This is a genomic window from Nocardia sp. NPDC050713 (genome assembly GCF_040654315.1).
GTDB lineage: Bacteria > Actinomycetota > Actinomycetes > Mycobacteriales > Mycobacteriaceae > Nocardia.
Map to the genome: position 1 here is coordinate 161,813 of NZ_JBFAHS010000018.1, position 19,268 is coordinate 181,080.

General features: G+C 69.1%; 15 protein-coding genes and 2 tRNA genes. 9 read left to right on the forward strand and 8 right to left on the reverse strand.

Annotated features, from left to right (window positions below; all coding sequences use genetic code 11):
• The first annotated feature begins 65 nt into the window (after positions 1-65).
• Positions 66-344 carry an antibiotic biosynthesis monooxygenase family protein gene (locus AB0H49_RS28615; RefSeq protein WP_357255859.1) on the forward strand — a complete coding sequence of 93 codons (279 nt, stop codon included), beginning with the start codon at positions 66-68 and terminating at the stop codon, positions 342-344.
• A 4-nt stretch (positions 345-348) separates the two neighbouring features.
• On the opposite strand, the gene fadD32 is transcribed toward AB0H49_RS28615, so the two are convergent.
• Both fadD32 and AB0H49_RS28625 read right to left on the reverse strand, forming a co-directional pair.
• The gene (gene fadD32, locus AB0H49_RS28620) at positions 349-2,265 is read right to left on the reverse strand and encodes a long-chain-fatty-acid--AMP ligase FadD32 (RefSeq protein WP_357255911.1); all 1,917 of its coding nucleotides are present in this window, start codon (positions 2,263-2,265) and stop codon (positions 349-351) included.
• Between the two features lie 141 nt (positions 2,266-2,406).
• Positions 2,407-3,657 (reverse strand): KasA/KasB family beta-ketoacyl-ACP synthase, encoded by a 1,251-nt coding sequence (locus AB0H49_RS28625; RefSeq protein ID WP_354998094.1) that lies wholly within the window; start codon positions 3,655-3,657, stop codon positions 2,407-2,409.
• 303 nt (positions 3,658-3,960) lie between these two features.
• Between AB0H49_RS28625 and dcm the strand changes: the two genes are divergently transcribed.
• The 5 genes from dcm (at position 3,961) to AB0H49_RS28650 (ending at position 7,798) form a co-directional block, all read left to right on the forward strand.
• On the forward strand, positions 3,961-5,115 hold the full coding sequence (dcm, locus tag AB0H49_RS28630) for a DNA (cytosine-5-)-methyltransferase (protein ID WP_354998095.1): 1,155 nt from the start codon (positions 3,961-3,963) through the stop codon (positions 5,113-5,115).
• A 4-nt stretch (positions 5,116-5,119) separates the two neighbouring features.
• On the forward strand, positions 5,120-5,539 hold the full coding sequence (locus tag AB0H49_RS28635; protein WP_357255862.1) for a very short patch repair endonuclease: 420 nt from the start codon (positions 5,120-5,122) through the stop codon (positions 5,537-5,539).
• Between the two features lie 265 nt (positions 5,540-5,804).
• On the forward strand, positions 5,805-6,515 hold the full coding sequence (locus tag AB0H49_RS28640; protein WP_357255864.1) for a DUF998 domain-containing protein: 711 nt from the start codon (positions 5,805-5,807) through the stop codon (positions 6,513-6,515).
• Between the two features lie 74 nt (positions 6,516-6,589).
• Positions 6,590-7,009 (forward strand): RidA family protein, encoded by a 420-nt coding sequence (locus AB0H49_RS28645; RefSeq protein ID WP_357255866.1) that lies wholly within the window; start codon positions 6,590-6,592, stop codon positions 7,007-7,009.
• A gap of 60 nt (positions 7,010-7,069) precedes the next feature.
• Positions 7,070-7,798: a maleylpyruvate isomerase family mycothiol-dependent enzyme gene (locus AB0H49_RS28650; protein ID WP_354998099.1), complete on the forward strand. Its 729-nt coding sequence runs from the start codon at positions 7,070-7,072 to the stop codon at positions 7,796-7,798.
• A 6-nt stretch (positions 7,799-7,804) separates the two neighbouring features.
• On the opposite strand, the gene AB0H49_RS28655 is transcribed toward AB0H49_RS28650, so the two are convergent.
• From AB0H49_RS28655 to AB0H49_RS28675, 5 genes are all read right to left on the reverse strand, one after another.
• Positions 7,805-10,591 carry a CHAT domain-containing protein gene (locus AB0H49_RS28655; protein WP_357255868.1) on the reverse strand — a complete coding sequence of 929 codons (2,787 nt, stop codon included), beginning with the start codon at positions 10,589-10,591 and terminating at the stop codon, positions 7,805-7,807.
• Between the two features lie 2 nt (positions 10,592-10,593).
• On the reverse strand, positions 10,594-12,000 hold the full coding sequence (locus AB0H49_RS28660; protein WP_357255870.1) for a hypothetical protein: 1,407 nt from the start codon (positions 11,998-12,000) through the stop codon (positions 10,594-10,596).
• 420 nt (positions 12,001-12,420) lie between these two features.
• Positions 12,421-12,493 (reverse strand) — tRNA-Arg (locus AB0H49_RS28665).
• A 36-nt stretch (positions 12,494-12,529) separates the two neighbouring features.
• Positions 12,530-12,619: transfer RNA gene (locus tag AB0H49_RS28670), tRNA-Ser, on the reverse strand.
• A 91-nt stretch (positions 12,620-12,710) separates the two neighbouring features.
• Positions 12,711-13,427, reverse strand: a complete 717-nt coding sequence (locus AB0H49_RS28675; protein WP_354998102.1) for a dienelactone hydrolase family protein — start codon at positions 13,425-13,427, stop codon at positions 12,711-12,713.
• A 168-nt stretch (positions 13,428-13,595) separates the two neighbouring features.
• Here AB0H49_RS28675 and hisC point away from each other — a divergent pair, with 168 nt between their 5' ends.
• Positions 13,596-14,672, forward strand: a complete 1,077-nt coding sequence (hisC, locus tag AB0H49_RS28680) for a histidinol-phosphate transaminase (RefSeq protein WP_354998103.1) — start codon at positions 13,596-13,598, stop codon at positions 14,670-14,672.
• Positions 14,673-14,737: 65 nt separating this feature from the next.
• On the opposite strand, the gene AB0H49_RS28685 is transcribed toward hisC, so the two are convergent.
• Positions 14,738-15,790 carry an alpha/beta hydrolase family protein gene (locus AB0H49_RS28685; protein WP_354998104.1) on the reverse strand — a complete coding sequence of 351 codons (1,053 nt, stop codon included), beginning with the start codon at positions 15,788-15,790 and terminating at the stop codon, positions 14,738-14,740.
• A gap of 478 nt (positions 15,791-16,268) precedes the next feature.
• On the opposite strand from AB0H49_RS28685, the gene AB0H49_RS28690 reads away from it, so the two are divergent.
• Positions 16,269-17,345 carry a nitric oxide synthase oxygenase gene (locus AB0H49_RS28690; RefSeq protein ID WP_354998986.1) on the forward strand — a complete coding sequence of 359 codons (1,077 nt, stop codon included), beginning with the start codon at positions 16,269-16,271 and terminating at the stop codon, positions 17,343-17,345.
• 141 nt (positions 17,346-17,486) lie between these two features.
• Complete coding sequence (locus AB0H49_RS28695; RefSeq protein WP_357255872.1) at positions 17,487-18,311, forward strand: phosphatase PAP2 family protein; 825 nt, start codon at positions 17,487-17,489, stop codon at positions 18,309-18,311.
• Positions 18,312-19,268: the final 957 nt, after the last annotated feature.

Here is a 19,268-nt window from a genome sequence, read left to right on the forward strand (position 1 = left end):
AGGCTCGCTCCGGCCAACCGATTTTTTCGCACACCGCATTCCCGCAGCCGGTCTAAGCTGCGGGAATGCTGATCGTCGCCGGATATCTACGGGTCACCGATCGCGACGACTACCTGGCGCGCTGCCGGGTGGTCGTCGAACAAGCGCGGGCGGCCGAGGGGTGCCTCGACTTCTGTCTCGGCGCGGATCTGCTGGAGCCCGATCGGGTCAACGTGTACGAGCGGTGGTCGACCCGCGCCGACGCCGAACGCTTTCGCGGCGAAGGCCCCTCGGACGGGCTGGAGACCCGGATCGTCGGCGCGGACGTGCGCGAGTTCGACTACACCACCGAGACCCGCCTGTAGCGGATCAGCGAATTCCCGCGCCCTCGGGTTCCCGCTCCACCGCGTCGGGGAACGACTGCTGCCGGTAACCGCCGCGCAGCGTGCCTTCCAGATAGGCGGCGCGGCAGGCGCGCCGGGCGATCTTGCCGCTGGAGGTGCGCGGAATCGAGCCCGCGGGCACCAGCAGCAGGTCGCGGACCGTCACGCCGTGCCGCTGCGCGATCGCGCCGCGCACCGCGTCGGCGATCGGGCCCGCCTCCGCCTTGGCCGCGCCGGTGCCGCGTTCGGCGACGACGACCAACTGCTCGGAGGTGTCCTCGGCGTCGAAACCGCTTGCCGCGCCGCCCTGTTCGAAGCACTCGGAGGGCAACTGGTTCGCGGGAACCGAGAACGCGGCCACGAAGCCGGGGCGCAGCGCGTCGCTCGCTTCCTGCGCCGAGTACTCGAGGTCCTGCGGGTAGTGGTTGCGGCCGTCCACGATCACCAGGTCCTTGACGCGGCCGGTGATGAAGAGTTCGCCGTCGAAGTAGGCGCCGAAATCGCCGGTGCGCATCCAGTTCGCGTCCGCCGCGGCGCCTTCCGCGCGGCTGCCCTCCGGCCGCCGGTGCAGCCGGTTGCGGAAGGTCGCGGCGGATTCCTCCGGCCTGCCCCAGTAGCCGATGCCCATATTGTTGCCGTGCAACCAGATCTCGCCGACCTCGCCGTCGGCCCGCTCGACGCCGGTCTCGGGATCGACGATCGCGGCCCACTGCGACAGCGACACATAGCCGCACGACACCTGCGCGATGGCGTTGTCGGCGCCGGGCTCGACCTGCACCATCCGACCCGCGTTCAGTTCGCCGCGATCCACGTAGACCACCTTGGCCTCGTCCTGCGCCCTGGTCGCCGAGACGAACAGGGTCGCCTCCGCCATGCCGTAGCAGGGCTTGATCGCGGTCTTGGACAGGCCGTAGGGGGCGAACGCGTCGTTGAACTTCTTCATCGACGTCACCGAGACCGGCTCGCTGCCGTTGATCAGCCCGATGACGTTCGACAGGTCCAGTTCCTCGCCCGGTTTCGGCAGACCGCGCGCCGCGGCGTGCTCGAACGCGAAATTCGGGGCGGCGGCGAATGTTCCGGCGCCGTCGGAGACCGCGGCCAGCTCCTTGATCCAGCGGGAGGGACGGCGCACGAACGCGCTCGGGGACATGATCGTGATGAACCCGCCGCCGACGGTCGGCAGGATCACGCACAGCAGGCCCATGTCGTGGAACAACGGCAGCCAGGTGACCCCGCGCGAGTTCTCGCTCACGCCGATGGCGTCGATCATCTGTAGCAAGTTGGTGCCCACCGCGCGGTGGGTGATCTCCACGCCCGCGGGCGTCCTGGTGGAGCCGGAGGTGTACTGGAGGTAGGCGACGCTGTCGATGTCGATGTCCGGGCGCACCCAACTGGTGCCGACGCCGTCCGGGATCGCGTCCACGGCGATGATGCGCGGCCGCTGCACGGCGGGCAGGTGCCGGAAGAAGTTCCGCACACCCGCGGCCGCCGTGGAGACGGTGAGGATCACCGCGGGAGCGCAGTCGGCGAGCACCGCGTTCAGCCGGTCGGTGTGCCCCTGCTCCTCCGGGTCGAACAGCGGCACCGCGATCGCGCCCGCGTACACCGCGGCGAACAGCGAGATCACGTAGTCCAGACCTTGCGGCGCAAGGATCGCGACCCGGTCGCCCGCCTGCGCCACCTGTTGCAGCCGGGCCGCCACCGCGCGCAGCCGCACGCTGAACTGGCTCCAGGTCAGGTCCTGGTACTCACCGTCGCGCTCGCGCGAGTAGTCGATGAACCGGTACGCGAGACCGTCCGGGTTCGCGGTGGTGTGCTGGTCGACGAAGTCGATCAGAGTCTTGTCACCCAGGATCGTGATGTTGCCCTGCTCGTCCAGATATTCGCCGAAAGTCTCGGGGATCATCGCCATCCTTTTCCAACGCACTGCGCGAAATCGCGCGGTGACACCGAACACAGATCGACAGCGGAGCGTCGGGAAGGCTAGCAGGTCTGCGGATCGCAGTCATGCGGCACGAGTATCACCCGCTGCCTTCCCCTTGCCTCAGTACCTTCCGAACGCGATCGCCACGTTGTGCCCACCGAAACCGAACGAGTTGTTGATCGCGTAGTCGATGCGGCCATGCCGCGCGCCGCCCTTGACGACGTCCAGGTCGACCTCGGGGTCCTGGTTCTCCAGATTCAGCGTCGGCGGGACGATGCCGTCGCGCACGCTCAGCACGGTGAGCACCGACTCCAGCGCGCCGACCGCGCCGATCGAATGGCCGAGCGCGGATTTCGGCGCGTAGACCGACGCGTGCGAGCCGACCGCCTTGCCGATCGCCAGCGCCTCGGCGGTGTCGCCGATCGGGGTCGCGGTGGCGTGCGCGTTGATATGCGCGACATCGCTTTTCGTCAGACCGGCGGTGTGCAGCGCCCTGGTCATGGCGCGCGCGGCGCCGGTGCCCTCCGGGTCGGGAGCGACGAGGTGGAAGCCGTCGGAGGTGACGCCCGCGCCGAGCAGCCGGGCGTGGATGGTCGCGCCGCGGGCCTTGGCGTGTTCCTCGGTCTCCAGCACCATCATCGCCCCCGCCTCGCCGAAGACGAATCCGTCGCGGTCCACGTCGAACGGCCGCGAGGCCGCCTTCGGATCGTCGTTGCGGGTGCTCATCGCCCGCATCATGGTGAAGGCCGCGATCGGAAGCGCCTGGATGGAGCCCTCCACGCCACCGGTGACGACCATGTCCGCGTCGCCCATCACGATCATCTTCCAGGCGTTGGCGATCGCCTCCGAGCCGGACGAGCACGCCGAGACCGGTGTGCAGACCCCCGCCCGCGCACCGACTTCGATGCCGACGCACGCGGCCGGGCCGTTCGGCATGATCCACTGCACCGCCAGCGGCGAGACCTTGCGGTAGCCGCCGTTGTGCAACTTGTCGCGCTGGTCGATCATGGCCTCCGCCCCGCCGAGGCCGGTGCCGACGGAGACGCCGAGCCGATCCCGATCCACCTCGGGACTGCCCGCGTTGCGCCAGACCTCGCGGGCGAGCACGGTGGCCATCTGCTCCACGTACGCCAGCATGCGGACCTCGTCGGGGGACAGGGCGGTATCGGGGGCCACCTTCAGGTGCCCGCCGATACGCACCGGCAACTCGAACTGGTCGATGAACGGATCCTCGAGGACATCTATGCCGCTCTCGCCGTTCAACAACCCCTTCCAGGTGGAGTCGACATCACCCGCGATCGAAGTGGTCGCCGCGAGGCTGGTCACCACGACATCGGGGAAGTTGCCACGCTTGGTGGACGGAGACTGCATCAGGACTCACTTTCCTGGCGTTCGCATGGGTGTTCCGGGAACTGCGCGCCGACGCCGTCGGCGTCGGAAGGCCAAGCGGAAGAGCAGGAGAAGCAGCCGTGATCTAGATTCGGCCGATTGGGATTATCGAGGAGGCCGAGCTAATCCGCAGCAAGACGCGCGAATCGACACGGTGGCCGCGACCGCCGAGTCGACGCGTACCGGCGGTCCTGCCGGTGGTCCGCGCGGACGGGCTCGAGTAACGTGCTGTGCGGGACACGGAGCGCGGACGTGTTGGCGCCCGTCGTGGAATCGCGAGAAGGGATGACTGTGACGGGCGGGCGGATGGTCGGGCTGTTCGCCGGGATCGGCGGGCTCGAGCTCGGTCTCGCCGAGCACGGCTGGCGTTCCGAGTTGCTCTGCGAAATCGACGCGGGCGCTCAGGCGGTGCTCGCCGCGCACTTCACCGACGTCCCGCTGCATTCCGACATCACCCGGCTGCGCGGCATTCCCGCGGGCACCGAACTCGTAGCGGCCGGGTTTCCCTGCCAGGACCTCTCGCAAGCGGGCCGCACCGCGGGCATCACCGGCCAGCGCTCGGGCCTGGTCGACGAGGTGTTCCGTCTGGTGCGCCGCAAGCGCGGGCCGCGCTGGCTGCTGATCGAGAACGTCCCGTTCATGCTGCAATTGGGCCGCGGTGCGGCCATGCGGCACATCACCGAGGCGTTGGACGAGCTCGGCTACACCTGGGCATACCGCGTCGTCGACGCGCGCGCTTTCGGCCTGCCGCAGCGCCGCCAGCGCGTGCTGATGCTGGCCTCGCGCACCGAAGATCCGCGCCGCGTGCTCTTCGGCGACGACGCGGGACCGCTCGACCTCGGTGACGCGGACAGCGACCCCTGCGGGTTCTACTGGACCGAGGGCGTGCGCGGGCTCGGCTGGGCGGTGAACGCGGTGCCCACCCTGAAAGGCGGGTCGGCGCTGGGCATCGCGAGCCCGCCCGCCGTGCGACTGCCGTCGGGCGAGATCGTGACACCCGGCCTGGTCGACGGAGAACGGTTGCAGGGCTTCGCCGCCGACTGGACCGCGCCCGCCACCACGGTCCGCGGCATCCGGCATGGACACCGCTGGAAACTGATCGGCAACGCGGTGAGCGTGCGGATGGCGGCCTGGGTCGGCGCGCGACTCGCCGCGCCGCTGGATCCGATTCCGCACGATCGGGTCCTGCTGACCGGTCAGCCGTGGCCGACGGCGGCGTGGGGCCGGGGCGGAACGGCCTACCGCGTGCCGGTGTCCACCTGGCCGGTGCACGAGCCGTACGAGGACCTGAAGAACTTCCTCACCGATTCGCGCCTGCTCTCCGCGCGCGCCACCGCGGGATTCCTGAGGCGGGCGGGCATGGGCTCGCTGCGGTTCCCCGACGGTTTCCTCACCGACGTGGAGAACCACCTGGACCGCATGGGCGGCTGGGCGGCCTGAGTCGATGATCGAACGCCCACGCACCGATGCCGCGACCAGCGCCCGGCTGGCCAGGCAGCGGCGCAGCGGGACCGCGCCGGAACTGGCCCTGCGCCGCGAACTGCACCGGCGGGGGCTGCGCTATTTCGTGGACCGTGCGCCCCTTCGCGGCCAACGCCGCCGCGCCGACGTGGTCTTTCCGCGGCGCAAGGTCGCGGTGTACGTCGACGGATGCTTCTGGCACAGCTGCCCTGAGCACGCGACCTATCCGAAGAACAACGCCGAATGGTGGGCGACCAAGCTCGCGGGCAATGTCGCCCGCGATCGCGCCACCGACGCGACCCTGCACGCCGCCGGATGGCAGGTGGTGCGGATCTGGGAACACGAGAACCCGGCCGCGGCGGCCGATCGAGTGCAGGCCGCGCTGGGCCGGAAACCCGGCTGACGCAGGGGTTACCGGTGGCGCACGCGCACCAGCGTGCGCGGCGCGTTGGCGGCGAGATAACCCGACAGCACCATCGTCGCCATCATCGCCAAACCTGCTGCGGCTGTCGCGTATCCGATCATGGAAACCTCCTCGCTTCCACTCCAGACTTGCCGGACAACCTGACAGTAGCCTGTGCACCGCGTGTCGAAGTCGTGCGAACCGCGGGAAACACGCATCTTTCGCCTCGGACTCCGCACCGAACGGTTCGCCGACAATGGGCAGGGTGACCGACGACGGGAGCAGGATCGCCGAACGACGCGCGCAGATCGCGTCCTGGGTGATCGCCGCCGCGATCGCGATCGCCGGGCTCTGCTACTCGTCCTGGGTGCTGGAGTTCGTGCTGCCCATCGACGCCGACCCGGTGAACTCCTTCCTCAGCGAGCTCGACGCCGAAGGCAAGCCCTACCGCGAGGTGTTCGGTACGGCGGACAAGATCGTCGGCGCGCTGCTCATCCCCGCAGCGCTCGCCGCGCTGCTGATCTTCCCTCGGCGCAGGCTGACCACCGTGGGCTGGGTGGCGCTGGCTTGCTTCGGCGCGGCGACCATCGCCGACGTGCTGCTCCCGCTGCGCGACTGCACCCCGGGCGAGCCGGGTTGCGGCGAGCAGGACGGGCTGTTCCCGCAGCTGCACCAGCCGCACGCGCTGACCAGCACGCTCGCGGTCACCTCGATCGCGGTCTCGGTCTTCGCGTTCAGCCTGGCGGCCTTCCGCTATCACCGCTGGCGGATCCTGCGCGAGTTCGGGGTTGTCGCGCTGGTCGCCGGGTCCGCGGCGACGGTGTGGATGCTGGTGGCCGACAACCTGTCCGGCGACTACGCGCTCGGCATCGCCCAGCGGATCCAGGTGGGGTCGATGTCGCTGTGGTTGCTCACGCTGGCCGTCGCGGTGGTCGTCGAGGGCAGGGAGTGGGCCGAACCGGTCGGCGGACCTTGACGGGTTCGCGTGGCTGGGGGGCTGTTCGAAATCAATGGTGGCAACCCCGGTTGGTCCTGAAGCATGCTGTCGTCATGGCAGAGCGCGTGAACATCTCCTCGGAATCCGAGTTCGAAGACGTCGTCGGCTACTCGCGGGCGGTGCGCGTCGGCGACTTCGTCGCGGTCAGCGGGACCACCGCGGCGGGACCGGGCGGGACCGCCGTCGGAGGCGACGACATCGGCGAGCAGACCAAAGAAACCCTGCGCCGCATCGCCGTTGCGCTCGACCAGGCCGGAGCGCGGCTGGCCGACGTCGTCCGCACGCGGATCTTCGTCACCGACATCGCGCGGTGGCCGGAGGTCGCCGCCGCGCACGCCGAAGTGTTCGGATCGATCCGGCCCGCCGCGTCGATGTACCAAGTGCAGGCCCTGATCACGCCTGCCCTGCTGGTCGAGATCGAAGCCGACGCGGTCGTCACCGATCAGCGCCTCGACCGGCTCGTCGCCGAGTAGTCCTGCGGCCGTGCGCGGTTCGACGGACCTCGCCCGGCCGCGCCCACTAAGGTCGAGAGCGTGACCAGCGACGCGCAGGATCCCACGCCGCACGAACTGCTCGACCAGGTCGCCGACGCGACCGCCCGGTTGCTCGACACCGCACGCGGTCTGGGCGACGGCGATGTCATCGACCCCTCGCTGCTGCCGGGGTGGACTCGCGGGCACGTGCTCGCCCACCTCGCGCGCAACGCCGACAGCCTGCTCAACCTCCTGATCTGGGCACGCACCGGCATCGAGACACCGCAATACGCGAGCCCGTTCCTGCGCGAGTTCGACATCGACGCGGGCGCGCCGCGGCCGATCGCCGAACAACTTCGCGACATCGAAGCCGCCGCCGACCGCTGGTCGGCCCTCGCCACGACAGCGCCGCCGGAAGCCTGGACCGCCACCGTCCGCACCCGCCAGGGCCGCGCCATCCCCGCGGCCGAAATCCCGTGGATGCGGCTGCTCGAAGTCGAAATCCACCACGTAGACCTCGCCGCCCCCTACAGTCCCGCCGACTGGCCCGCCTCCTTCGTCACCCGCGCCCTACCCCGCGTCGCAGGCGACATCGCCAACCTCCTCACCCCCGACATCCCACCTTTCGACATCCAAGCCACCGACCTCGACTTCACCACCTCCCTCACCCCCGGCGCCCCTACCCACACCGTCCTCGGCCCGGCCGCCTCCCTGCTCGCCTGGCTCACCGGCCGCTCCCCCGGCCGGGATCTGTCCGGCCCGCTGCCGGAACTCCCCGCCTGGCGCTGAGCGGCGTCACCGATCCGGCCGAGTGAACCACTCGACGCCATCGTTGACGGTCTTGACCAGCGTGCCGTTCTCGACCAGCTTGTCGACCAAGGAGATGGCCTGATCCGATCGGGCGCCCGTCCTGGCGAGTACCTGCGGCAGGTCGAGCTTGTCCGATCCGATCGTTTCGACGATGTCGCGTTTGCGCAGCGTGTCCAGCGCCGTTGCCACATTCAGCCGTCGCACGACCCGCCCGTCCGCGAGCCGCGTCTTCTCGGCGGTCTCCAGCAACAGGGTTCGGACGTGGACGGCGTCGAGCGTGCGGGCTGTCGCCCAGACGATCAGCGCCGCGATGGCCGCTTCGATCTCTGCCGACGTGCCGGGCTGCACGGGGTCGACGACGACATCGACCGGCCCGGCATGGTCGACGGAACCCGCGATCAACAGGCGCCGCCGAGCAGCACCCGCGGCGTGCTCGACCCCCGAGGCCGCGGTACCGACGACGAGGTGGTCCCGGCCGTGCAGCATCGCCGCGTCCGAGACGTCGTCCACCACGACGATGTCCGCGCACGCCTGCTGGGCGAACCGATCTCGATCCGTCACGCCGTCGAGGGGAACCACTTCGGCGAATACGGCCGCGCTGTCGCCGGTTCCGAACAGCACCGCCCGCCCGGCGACGCCGCGTTCTCCGGCGAACTGGGTGATCGTGCGCGCGAGCTCACCGGCGGTGTCCGACGCCGCCCCGGCCAGCGCGAGCCGCAGCGGGCGCTTCGTCCTGCCCGGGTCCGTCGCCGCTGTGAACAGGTCCTGCGCGTCCACCGGTGCGGTTACCTCCTCGACGTTCTCGCGTGCGAGGGCCGCGAGCGCTTCCGCCGACGGAGGTGTGGCGAGTGCCCGCACTCGGTCGGCGAGCTGGTCCCACTGTTCGAGGCGCGACAGATCGGCGTACAGGCGCGAGAGGACGGCGGGTCCGAAGCGGACGAGGATCGGCTGATTGCTGCGGATCCACTGCCACACCTCGGGCCAGGCCAGCAGGTCCAGCCGTATTTCCCTGGTCCGCGACGGCATGTCGGGGCGGTCGGTCAGCCCGGCGACGCCGTTGGTCGAGGTGATCGCGACCCTGGCGGGCAGGCGGCGGTCCAGCAGGTCACTCAGCGCGCGCAACGCGGCGGCGCCGCGCTCGTCGCCCGCGAGCAGTTCCGCCTCGTCGACGGCGAGCACGAAGCGTGTGTGCTCGAGCTTGCCGAGCAGGTTTCCCCACAGATCGATCGGGTCCTTCGCCAGACTGCCGCGTGGCAGCTTCATGCCGCTGTCCGTCATCGCGGCCGCCACGGCGTCGTGCAGTATCCCGACCGGGTTGTGATCCCGGCGCCTGCACTTGGACTCGTCGAGCAGCCAGCGAGCGGCGACGAACACCCGGACCACCTCGTCGTCGAGATCATCGAGCACGCGGTCCACGAACGCCGATTTACCGCTGCCCGCGACACCTTTGACGTGCAATAGCCGGGCGGGCGTCTTTCCGCCCAGCACGTCGATGGCTTGGCGCAGCTCGGTCAGGCGCGAGATGAACCTCGGGTCGCCCTGCGCGATGCCGAACGGGCGGTAGACGCGCGGCCGCAACACGATCGGCCTGCCGCGGGTGCGCTTGTCGATCAGCGCGCCCGGCTCGTTGGCGCCGACGTGCAGCGTCGGCACCACCCAGTTCAGCAGTGCCCCACCGGAGAACTCGTCGGTCGCGATCGCCTGTCTGGCCAGGCGCAGCGCCGTCGCCACCGTGTGCCCGGCAGCGAGCGATTCGTAGAAAGAACTGGTGAAGATCTTCTCGGTGCCGAACGGCAGCACCGTCTGCATGCCGATGACCATCGGGCAGACGTCGCGCACGAAGTAATCGGCGGTGGACATCTGACCGCGCCAGTCGTCGTCCGCGGCAGCGGCGGGGGCCCGCGCGGTCTCGCATCCCGCGAAGACCGCCAGCCGCAGGTCGGGTAGTTCGGAGAGAATTTTGCAGAGTTCCGCGTTGTGCACGAAACGGCCACGGCCGCTGGCGTCTTCGAGTTTGAAGCCGTTCGGCGCGGCATGCCCGAGGTAGTGGAATATCTGGAACCCGTCGGCTTGGCGGCGAATGGTCTGCCGGATTCGCTCGGTCGACGGACGGTCCTCGACGACGATGTTCAGTCTGCCCTGCCGCACGAGCGGTTGCAGCCCGTCGAGCAAGGCGCGCTTCGCCGCGTACAGGTCGAACAGCGCCTCCCGGTTCTGCTCACCGACCTTCGGCATCGGGCTCGACATGACGATCAGGACGTTCAACGGCGCCTCGATCGGGTCCGGCGCTTGCTGAACCGGGTAGGTGCGGAAGCGCCCGAGCCGCAGGATGTGCGTATCCCGAGCGCAGCCGAGGAAGTCGACCCCTCCGGCGATGCCGTCCTCCGGATCGAGCAGCAGCTCCCACGGCCAGGCGTTGACGTGCTGCGGCGCCGATTGGACGCGGACGAGCACCTGCGCCCCGGCGTGCCTGGCGGCGCCTCGGGTTCGCGCGAACAGATTGTCGATCTCGGGTACTTCGAAGATCAGTCGCGTCAGGACACGCCCGATGTCGACGGCGGTCGATTCGACGCCGGAACAGGCATTGCGCACGACCGCGTTGAGCCACTCGGACGGCGCTTCGAAACCGTCCGGCAGGGTCCAGGTGGGCGGCGGGCGCGGCACGGCATACACCGCGCCCTGGGGCGAGGACGCCGAGACCCACACGCGCCCACCGGCATCCAGCACACTGATGTCGAATCGGTGGAAGGCCTGCGCGGGGTCCGACGGCATCGCTATCCCGGCCCTTCCGCACTGCGGGCGACCTCGTCGAGGTCTACCACGCTCACCAGATCGGTCACCGGATGGACGGTGTCGGCGGACACTGTGATCCGGTAGTCACCGGGGGGCAGGCTGGCCAGGGTGACCTGTCGCCAACCGTCGGACGCCTCGGTCAGCGGATACCTGCTGGACAGGCCACGGCCGAGATCCTTCACCGTCGCGACCAAGGCCGCCGCAGGGTCGACCGTTTTCGCGCGAACGACCATCGGCTCGTCGGTGGTGACGTCCTCCACCTCGAGCGCGACCGGGTCCTTGACGGCGGGGAAGACGTCGACGCCACCGAATTCGGCGGTACGCAGCACGCCGCCCACATGGTCGAGTACCGGATCGTCGTTCTGCAACGACCCGTGCTTCTGGCTCACGAACGAGGCATTGCGCCAGCCGTCCATCAGCTCGTGCGGGATCGCGGACACCTTCGGGACCGTGCCGTCGCCGCCGTCCTCGCCCGCGGCCTTGCGCGCCCACAGCACCTCGATCCGGCCGTCGGTGAGTCGCGCGGCCCACCGCGTCGGCTGGAAGTCGCCGATGACCGGCCGGATCTCGTAACCGGGTCCGGTTTCGGCGATCCGGTCGTCGACCTGCTTGCGCAAGCCGCGGTGCAGCTCGACGGCATCCCGCAGCCGGGCGGCGTCCACGCCGGTGCCACTCCAATCCAGGCTGGCGTCGTCGAGATTCAGCCACTTGCCGTCCGGCCCTGCCACGCAGCGGTACGACGGCAGCAGCTGATACGCCGAGGTGAACGAGCGCAGCAGGTCGGAGAGGTCGACGTCGAACGGTCCCCAGCTCTTGCGGAACCCGTTCGCGAGGAAGTCGAGGGCGTTGATCGACCCGGAATAGGGCGTGCCGAAGGTGATCAACCTGCGGGTGTCCTTCCATCCGTCGAGCTGCTCCAGGTAGAGCCGCGAGACGATGCCGCCCATCGAGTGCCCGATCAGGACCAGTTTCGCGTCGGCGGCGCCGGACTTCTCCCGCCAGTTCCGCAGCCAGTCGTGCGCCGACCTGGCGAGTTTCGCCGCGGCCGCCCGGTTGTCGCGCCGCCAGTCGTAGGGGAACTCGAAGTAGTTCTCGCCCTCGACCGCCCCGAACCGCTCGACCAGCTGGTTGCGGAACCGGGTGTAGCCGTCGATCTTCCAATCCAGACCGGGCACGATGTGCAGATCCGGCACGACCCGCGTCGCGACGACGCCGTCCACGTCGGCGGCGGCGGGATCGTCGCCGTCCAGCCGCAGCTTCTTGATACTGCGTCCGAGGGACAACACTCCGCGCAGGACCGCGCCCGGCGTGGGAGCCCACAGCTCCTTGCCGTCGCGGGCCAGCACGGAACCGCCGATTCCGGGGATCAACACGACCACGTCCCGCATGACTGGCCTCCGTCCGATCGTCTGCGGAAGAGTTCGATCTTCATGGTCGCGCGTTTCGCGGGCGCGATCACGAGTACTCGACTACTCGAAAGCCGTGGTCAGACGGTGTGCGCGGGCGCCAGGGCGTCACCGGTGGATACCGGCCCAGGACCCGATCCCCACGCCCGGCCCGCCTCCCCAAGACTCCCGCACCCCCACCCCTCGGGCACGCGTACTCCGCTACCCGCGTTCTCGGATATCCACTACGCATACCCACCGGTCGGCCGCGACGGAGACCCGTACCGGCGCGCGACCATCACGGCCCGCTGACCGCGCAATCCCGCCCCCAAGCCTCCCGCCTGGCGTGACATCATCGTCGATCGGCCTAGCCGGAAATGCGAGAAGGCCTCTCCTTGTACAAAGGAGAGGCCTTCTGAAGAGTGCGCCCGAAGGGATTCGAACCCCTAACCTTCTGATCCGTAGTCAGATGCTCTATCCGTTGAGCTACGGGCGCATAGCTTTGTTCAGTTGTCACCCGGCGAACCGGGTGTGGCGGAGGCGAGAGGATTTGAACCTCCGGTCCCCGTGAAGGGACAACTCATTAGCAGTGAGTCCCATTCGGCCGCTCTGGCACGCCTCCTGGAGCCTTCTCTTCGAGGGCACCGGTCCTTTCGAACCGCCGAGCATGAAGGTTACATGACCCAACGACCAGATAACAAAACGCCTGGTTATCAGCGTAAGTTGCTGTCGAACCAGTCGAAGATCCTGGTTTGGGAAGCGATGGCGGTGGCGTTGTCGTCGTCATCGGCGCCGGGGTTGTCGGCGCGGTGGTGCAGACCGGGGTAGGAGACCACCAGGCTGGCTACGGAGGCGCGGGCGGCGGCGTCGCGCAGCCGGTCGACGTCGGCGGGCGGGGTGGCCGGGTCGTCGGAGCCGAACAGACCGAGCCAGGGGGCCTGGAGGTTGGGGGCGACGCGCAAGAGGGCATCGGCCTCGTCGGTGAGCGGTTCGGTGATGCCCGCGGCGGCGATGCTGACCGCGGCGCCGATCGGGCGGTTGGTGGCGACAAGGAAGGCGGCGGTGCCCGCGTGGTCGAAGCCGAGCACGCCGATGCAGTCGGGGAAGACGCCGCGCCTGGTCAGCCAGTCGAAGCAGGCGTCGAAATCTTCGAAGAGCTCGTCGCCGAAAACCTCGTGCGGGGGCTCCTCGCCGTTGGCCCGGTGGAAGAGATTGGGCGCGACGACCGTCCAACCCTCGGTCGCCAGCGCCCGCATGAACTCCAGCAGTGCGCCGCTGAACTCCCGGGATTCGTGCAGCACCACGATTCCGCCGCGCGAGTTGCCCTCCGGTTCGATCACGGTGATGGGCACCCGGCTGCCTTCGGTGGGGCGCTGCTCGAGGTCGTCGCCACCGCGTAGCGGGGCGATATCGTCATAAATGCCCGACATGAAACCAGCGTAGGGCGAGCCGCTGTTCTTCGCGAGAATTTGCACGTGAGCAGCCATTACCCGCAACTTTTCCGGTACGGAAGGGGCGATTCCGGCCTGGGGAATCGGCTCGTGGGCGGACCTCAGGTGGGGACCGGACTCCCTGCTGTCGCCGATTAGGGTGGAGGGGTGACACCGCGCATCCGTCCCGACCTCTCCGCCATCCCGGCCTACACCCCCGGCCGCAGCCACCCGGGCGCGGTCAAGCTGGCCAGCAACGAGACCACGCTGCCGCCGCTCCCCGCGGCGGCGAAGGCGATCGCCGAGGCCGCGGAGCTCGCGCACCGGTACCCGGACAATCAGGCGGCCGACCTGCGCGCCGCGCTCGCCGAGTTCCTCGGGGTCACGCCCGCGCACGTGGCGGTGGGCTGCGGCAGCGTCGCGCTGTGCCAGGAGCTGGTTCAGATCACCTGCGCCGCACCGACCGACGAGGTGCTGTTCGCCTGGCGCTCGTTCGAGGCGTATCCGATCGTCACCCAGGTGGGCAACGCGACGGCCGTGCAGGTGCCGCTGACGCCGGAGCTCACGCACGATCTGGACGCGATGGCGGCCGCGGTGACCGAGCGCACCCGGCTGATCTTCGTCTGCAACCCGAACAACCCGACCGGCACCGCGCACGGCCGCGAGGCGCTGATCCGCTTCCTGGACGCGGTCCCCTCGCACGTGCTCGTCGTGCTGGACGAGGCGTACTACGAGTACCTGCGCCTCACACCGCAGGACCGCCCGGACGGCGTCGAGCTGGGCCGCACCCGGCCGAATGTGGTTGTGCTGCGCACCTTCTCGAAGGCGTACGGTCTGGCGGGCCTGCGGGTCGGCTACGCGGTCGGCGATCCGGAGGTGATCGCGGCGCTGATGAAGGTGCACATCCCGTTCAGCGTGAACCGGGTGGCGCAGGCCGCCGCGATCGCCTCGCTGGAGGCGCGCCTCGAGCTGCTGGACCGCACCGACGCGGTGGTCCTGGAGCGCGACCGGATGCGGGCGGCGCTGCTCGCGGCGGGCTACTCGGTGCCGCCGAGCGAGACGAACTTCGTCTGGCTGCCGCTGGGCGCGCGCAGCGCGGAGTTCGGCGAGGCGAGCGCGGAAGCGGGCGTGCTGGTGCGGCCGTACGGCGCCGACGGCGTGCGGGTCACCGTCGGCGACTCGCACGAGAACGACCAGTTCCTCGCCTTCGCCACCGATCCCGGCGTCCTGGCCCGCTTTCTCTGACAGCGGCGGGCCCGGACCGATTCCGCGAACTGCGGCGCGTCAGACCGGCGAACCCCCGCGCCGCGTCAGCGGATCGCGGGGTAGATCGTCGACCATGACGTGGCGAGCTCGTCGCCCCAGTACGGCCACGAATGCGTCCCGGTGGCACGGAAATTCGCGGTTACCGGAATCCGGAGCGAGGTGAACCGGTCGACCAGCCTGCGGGTGCACGCGTTGGTCGCCGCCTCCAGCGGTCCGCCGAAGGCGATGGTGCTGACCAGGTCCGGGTTGCCCGGCGCGTCGTACTTGCCCGGTAGACCGCTGCCGACGGACAGGTAGATCGCCTTGCCGCGCAGCGCTTCCGCGTGCAGCAGCACGTCGTGGGCGAGCCAGTCCGGGTCGTTCTCGTCGCCGAACATGTTGTCCGGCTCGCCCTGATAGGTGGCCACCACGGCGCGCGCCTGGGCCTGGCCCATATCGGTGCCCGTGGAGAAGCAGCCGCTGTGCGCGGCCACGGCGCGGTAGAGCTCCGGCCTGCGGAAGGAGAGCATCATCGCGGCCTCGGCGCCCATCGAGACGCCCATGATCGCGTTGCGCCCGTTGCCGTCGAACTCCGCGTCGATGAGCGGCGGGAGTTCCCTGGTCAGGAAGGTCTCCCACTGGTTGGTGCCGAGCACCGGGTCGGGCCGCTGCCAGTCGGTGTAGAAGCTGGCCGGGCCGCCGACGGTGAGCACCACGTTCACGTCTTTGTCTTCGAAGAACCGGTCGGCCTTGCCGAGCTCGATCCAATTGTTGGTGTCGGGTTCGGCGCTGCGCCCGTCCAGCATGTAGACGGTTGGCCTGCTGCGGCTCTGGTCACGCGGCAGCAGCACCTGCACCTGCACGGTGCGGCTCATCGCGGGCGACTTCACGAATACACGCACCCGGCGGTCGGTGATCGGTTCGATGCGCTCGATCGCGGGCGTGGCGGGCGCCGCTGTGGTGGGCTCGGCCGGAGCGGGTCCGTCGGAGGAGCCGGTGCTCGGCTTGTCGGGCGCGGCCATCGAGAGAGGCGCGCCTGCGCCGAAAGCACCGATGAGCAATGCGGCGCTCATGGCGACGACTGCGAGCCGTCGCCGCGCCCAACGCCGAGACAGCATGCTTGCCATGGTGCCAGAACGGGGGCCGCCATCTCGAGTCCCTGCCCACATTCGAAAGATTTGTGACGAGCGCCACTTTCGCGATCCGGGCGTTCACGATTGTTTCGAATTCGGGCACACCGCCAGCACACCGGCCTTACGCTCCCACTCGGGCGATTCTTCAGGCGTCGATGGGGACCGCGATGACCGCACACAGCCGTGACCCCGGCAGAGGTCGGCCTTCCGCGCGCCCGCGTCCACACCGCCCGATCGGTTTTCCGGCTACGCAGAGGCTAATTCGGCGAGTCTTGCTAACGCCGGACCGCGCGCCACCGACCAGACGGGTGTGTCCGACGCGCCCCCGCGCGCGAATTCTCTGCTCGATCGTTGTGTCCGTCTGTTTCGCCGCAGTACCTGATGCCCGACCGGAGAAAAGATCGTGAACCACGTATTGCCCGTACCGCCGCTCGAAACCACCGCCGACACCGCGCCTTTGGATATGGCGCTGGCCCGTCGCCTGCGCGAGTGCGACGACTTCTACCGACAACCCGAACTCGCCCACCTCTGCGCGCAGCGCCGCCGCACCGCGCTGGAACAGCTGCGCCAGACCGGCACTTACCTACAGACCGCCGAGGAGATTTTGATCGGGGCCAAGCTGGCTTGGCGCAATCACGCCCGCTGTGTCGGCCGAAAGCATTGGCGCTCACTGAAACTGCTCGACGCGCGGCGGGTGCGCTCGGCGCGCGACCTGGCCGAGGTGTGCTGGCAGCACCTGCACATGGCGACCAACGGCGGCGCGGTGCAGTCCATGATCACCGTCGGTCCGCCGCGACAGGGTGACGGGCGCGAGTACCGCATCGTCAGTCCGCAGTTGCTGCGCTACGCGGGCTACCGCAACGGCGACGGGACGGTCACCGGCGACGCCGCCAATGTCGCGATCACCGAGTTCGCCAGGAAGCTCGGCTGGCGCGGCGCGGGCACGCCGTTCGACATCCTGCCGGTGCTGATCAGCACGCCCGACGAACCGATCAGGTGGTTCGACGTGCCGAGGGAGCTGGCCCGCGAGGTGCACATCGAGCATCCCGACTTCGACTGGTTCGCCGGGCTCGGCTTGAAATGGCATGCGGTGCCCGCTGTTTCCAACATGAATCTGGAGATCGGCGGCGTGACCTACCCGTTCGCGCCGTTCAACGGCTGGTACGTCGGCGCCGAGATCGGCGCGCGCAATCTCAGCGACACCAACCGCTACAACATGCTCCCGCTGATCGCCGACATGATGGGCCTGGACACCTCGCATCCGCGCACCCTCTGGCGCGACCAGGCCCTCGTCGAACTGAATCGCGCTGTGCTGCACAGTTATCGCAAGTCAGGCGTGCACATCGTCGACCATCACACCGTCGCGAAACAGTTCTGCGACCACGTGGCGAAGGAGCAGGCGGCGGGCCGCGCCTGCCCCACCGATTGGAGCTGGATCAACCCGCCGATCTCCGCCGGCCTCACCCCGACCTTCCACCGCTACTTCGACCCGCCCGACGACAACTTGCGCCCCAACTTCGTCCGCCGCGAAACCACCTGAGGCCCCGCCGGTCCGACCCGAGCTGTTCCTCGGGTCACAGACCGGTTTGCCAACGCGCAGACGCTGTTACGGTAAACGGAGTATGTACCTCCGGTTAAACGTTTCGGGCGTTTTGTTCAATGGCGAAGGAGGCCACGGGCGATGGTGGCTGTCGGTTTTCCCGGTCCGCGGCTGGAACTCGGGGCTTCGGTCGCCGGAACGCTCGAACGGTGGCGGGCGGCGGTGCACGGCCGCGGCGGGGAGGCGATCCGGCAGCTGGCGCTGATCACCGTGCTCTATCTCGGTTATCGGTTCGGGCGGCTGATCACGGCGGACGACACCGCGCGCGCCTTCGGCAACGCGCACGATCTCCTCGCTGTCGAAGACCGGCTCGGGATGATGGCGGAGACCACCGTGCAGGCGCCGTTTCTACGTTGGGATCCGCTGGCCTTCTCGGCCAACTTCTATTACGCGACAGCGCACTTCACCGTCGCCGTCGGTGTGATCGTGTGGCTGTGGATCTTCCGCCCCCAGCACTACCGGTTGACGCGCAACCTCATGGTCGGGCTGACCGGCACGGGCCTGCTGCTGCACGTCCTGCTGCCACTCGCCCCACCACGCATGCTGCCGGAACGCGGATTCGTCGACCTCGCCGCCCTGCACGGTCAATCCGTCTACGGCCCATCACATTCCGACGGCATGTCGAACCAATTCGCCGCCATGCCCTCCCTCCACGTCGGCTGGGCCCTGCTGCTCGCCGTCGCCATGATCGCCGCGACCCGCACCCGCTGGCGCTGGCTCGCCCTCGCCCACCCCGCCCTCACCACCGTCATCGTGATCGGCACCGGCAACCACTACTGGCTCGACGCCATCATCGCGGTGCTGCTGCTAGCCGGAATCGCGGTGGCGCACCGCATAATCCTGCCCGCCGCATCGACCTGGGCACCATCGGCCCAACCCCGCGACACCCTCCGAGTCGCGAGCTAGCGCCGCGCTCGAGCAGGCGACAGCCGTGGCACCAGCTGAGAAAGGAAGATCCTCGCCCTGAGCGGACAGCTCGACGACTCGAGTCTCCGCATCCCTGAGCCAAGTATCCGAATCATGCTCAGCCCAACCACAAGCTGGGGGTCCGGGGGCGAAGCCCGCCGGGCGGGGCGTGGGGGTTGCACCCCCACAAAACATCGCGAAGCGAACCAGGCCCACGCTTTCCGTGGGCATGGGCCACCCATGAGCGGAGCGGAGACGGAGGGATTTGAACCCCCGGTCGCTCTCGCGACGCTCGCTTTCAAGTCGAAATCTTGGTGTCTGCGGGTAGTTCGCTGACGTCCGTTCCTCTACGCGAAGTGCGAAAAGCTTCCGTGGGGGTTTCGTCATGTCCGGGGTCGTCTGCGTGACATGTGACAGATTCCGTGACATCGCTGGGTGCCATCACTGGCGCTGGTCTGTGGTGGCCTGCACACATCGGGGGCGGGCTACCCGCCTGCCCTATAGGGCCTGCCCTTCGCGCGTAGAGGCTCCAGGGTCAAGGGCGCCCAACGGGCGTCAGCTTCGCTGATGGGCCAACGGCCCACCCTTGACGCTGGAGGGGCGCGTGAACACAATGCAGGCCAACACAGTCCAGGGCCAAGCGGCCGAAGGTCGCTCCACTCCCAAGGCTGCCGCCGGATTTCATTCAGCAATTCATCCACGCAGGTCAGCCGGTCAGCGAGTGAGTAGGACCGGGGCTTGAGGTTGAGATCGGATCGGCTGGGAATGACCACGGCTCGGTGCGCGGCAGATGGTCTATGAGGCAAGCGAGCGAAGCTCGTGCGGCAGTACCTCCGTAGCGGAATCGGGGCCCGCCGGCGCCTGCCGACTCGGGCATGAGGCCAGCCGGATCGGGCTCGCCGGATTCGTTCAGCAATTCAGACTCGGGCAGCTGTGCGCCCGTCCACGCTCCGGGCT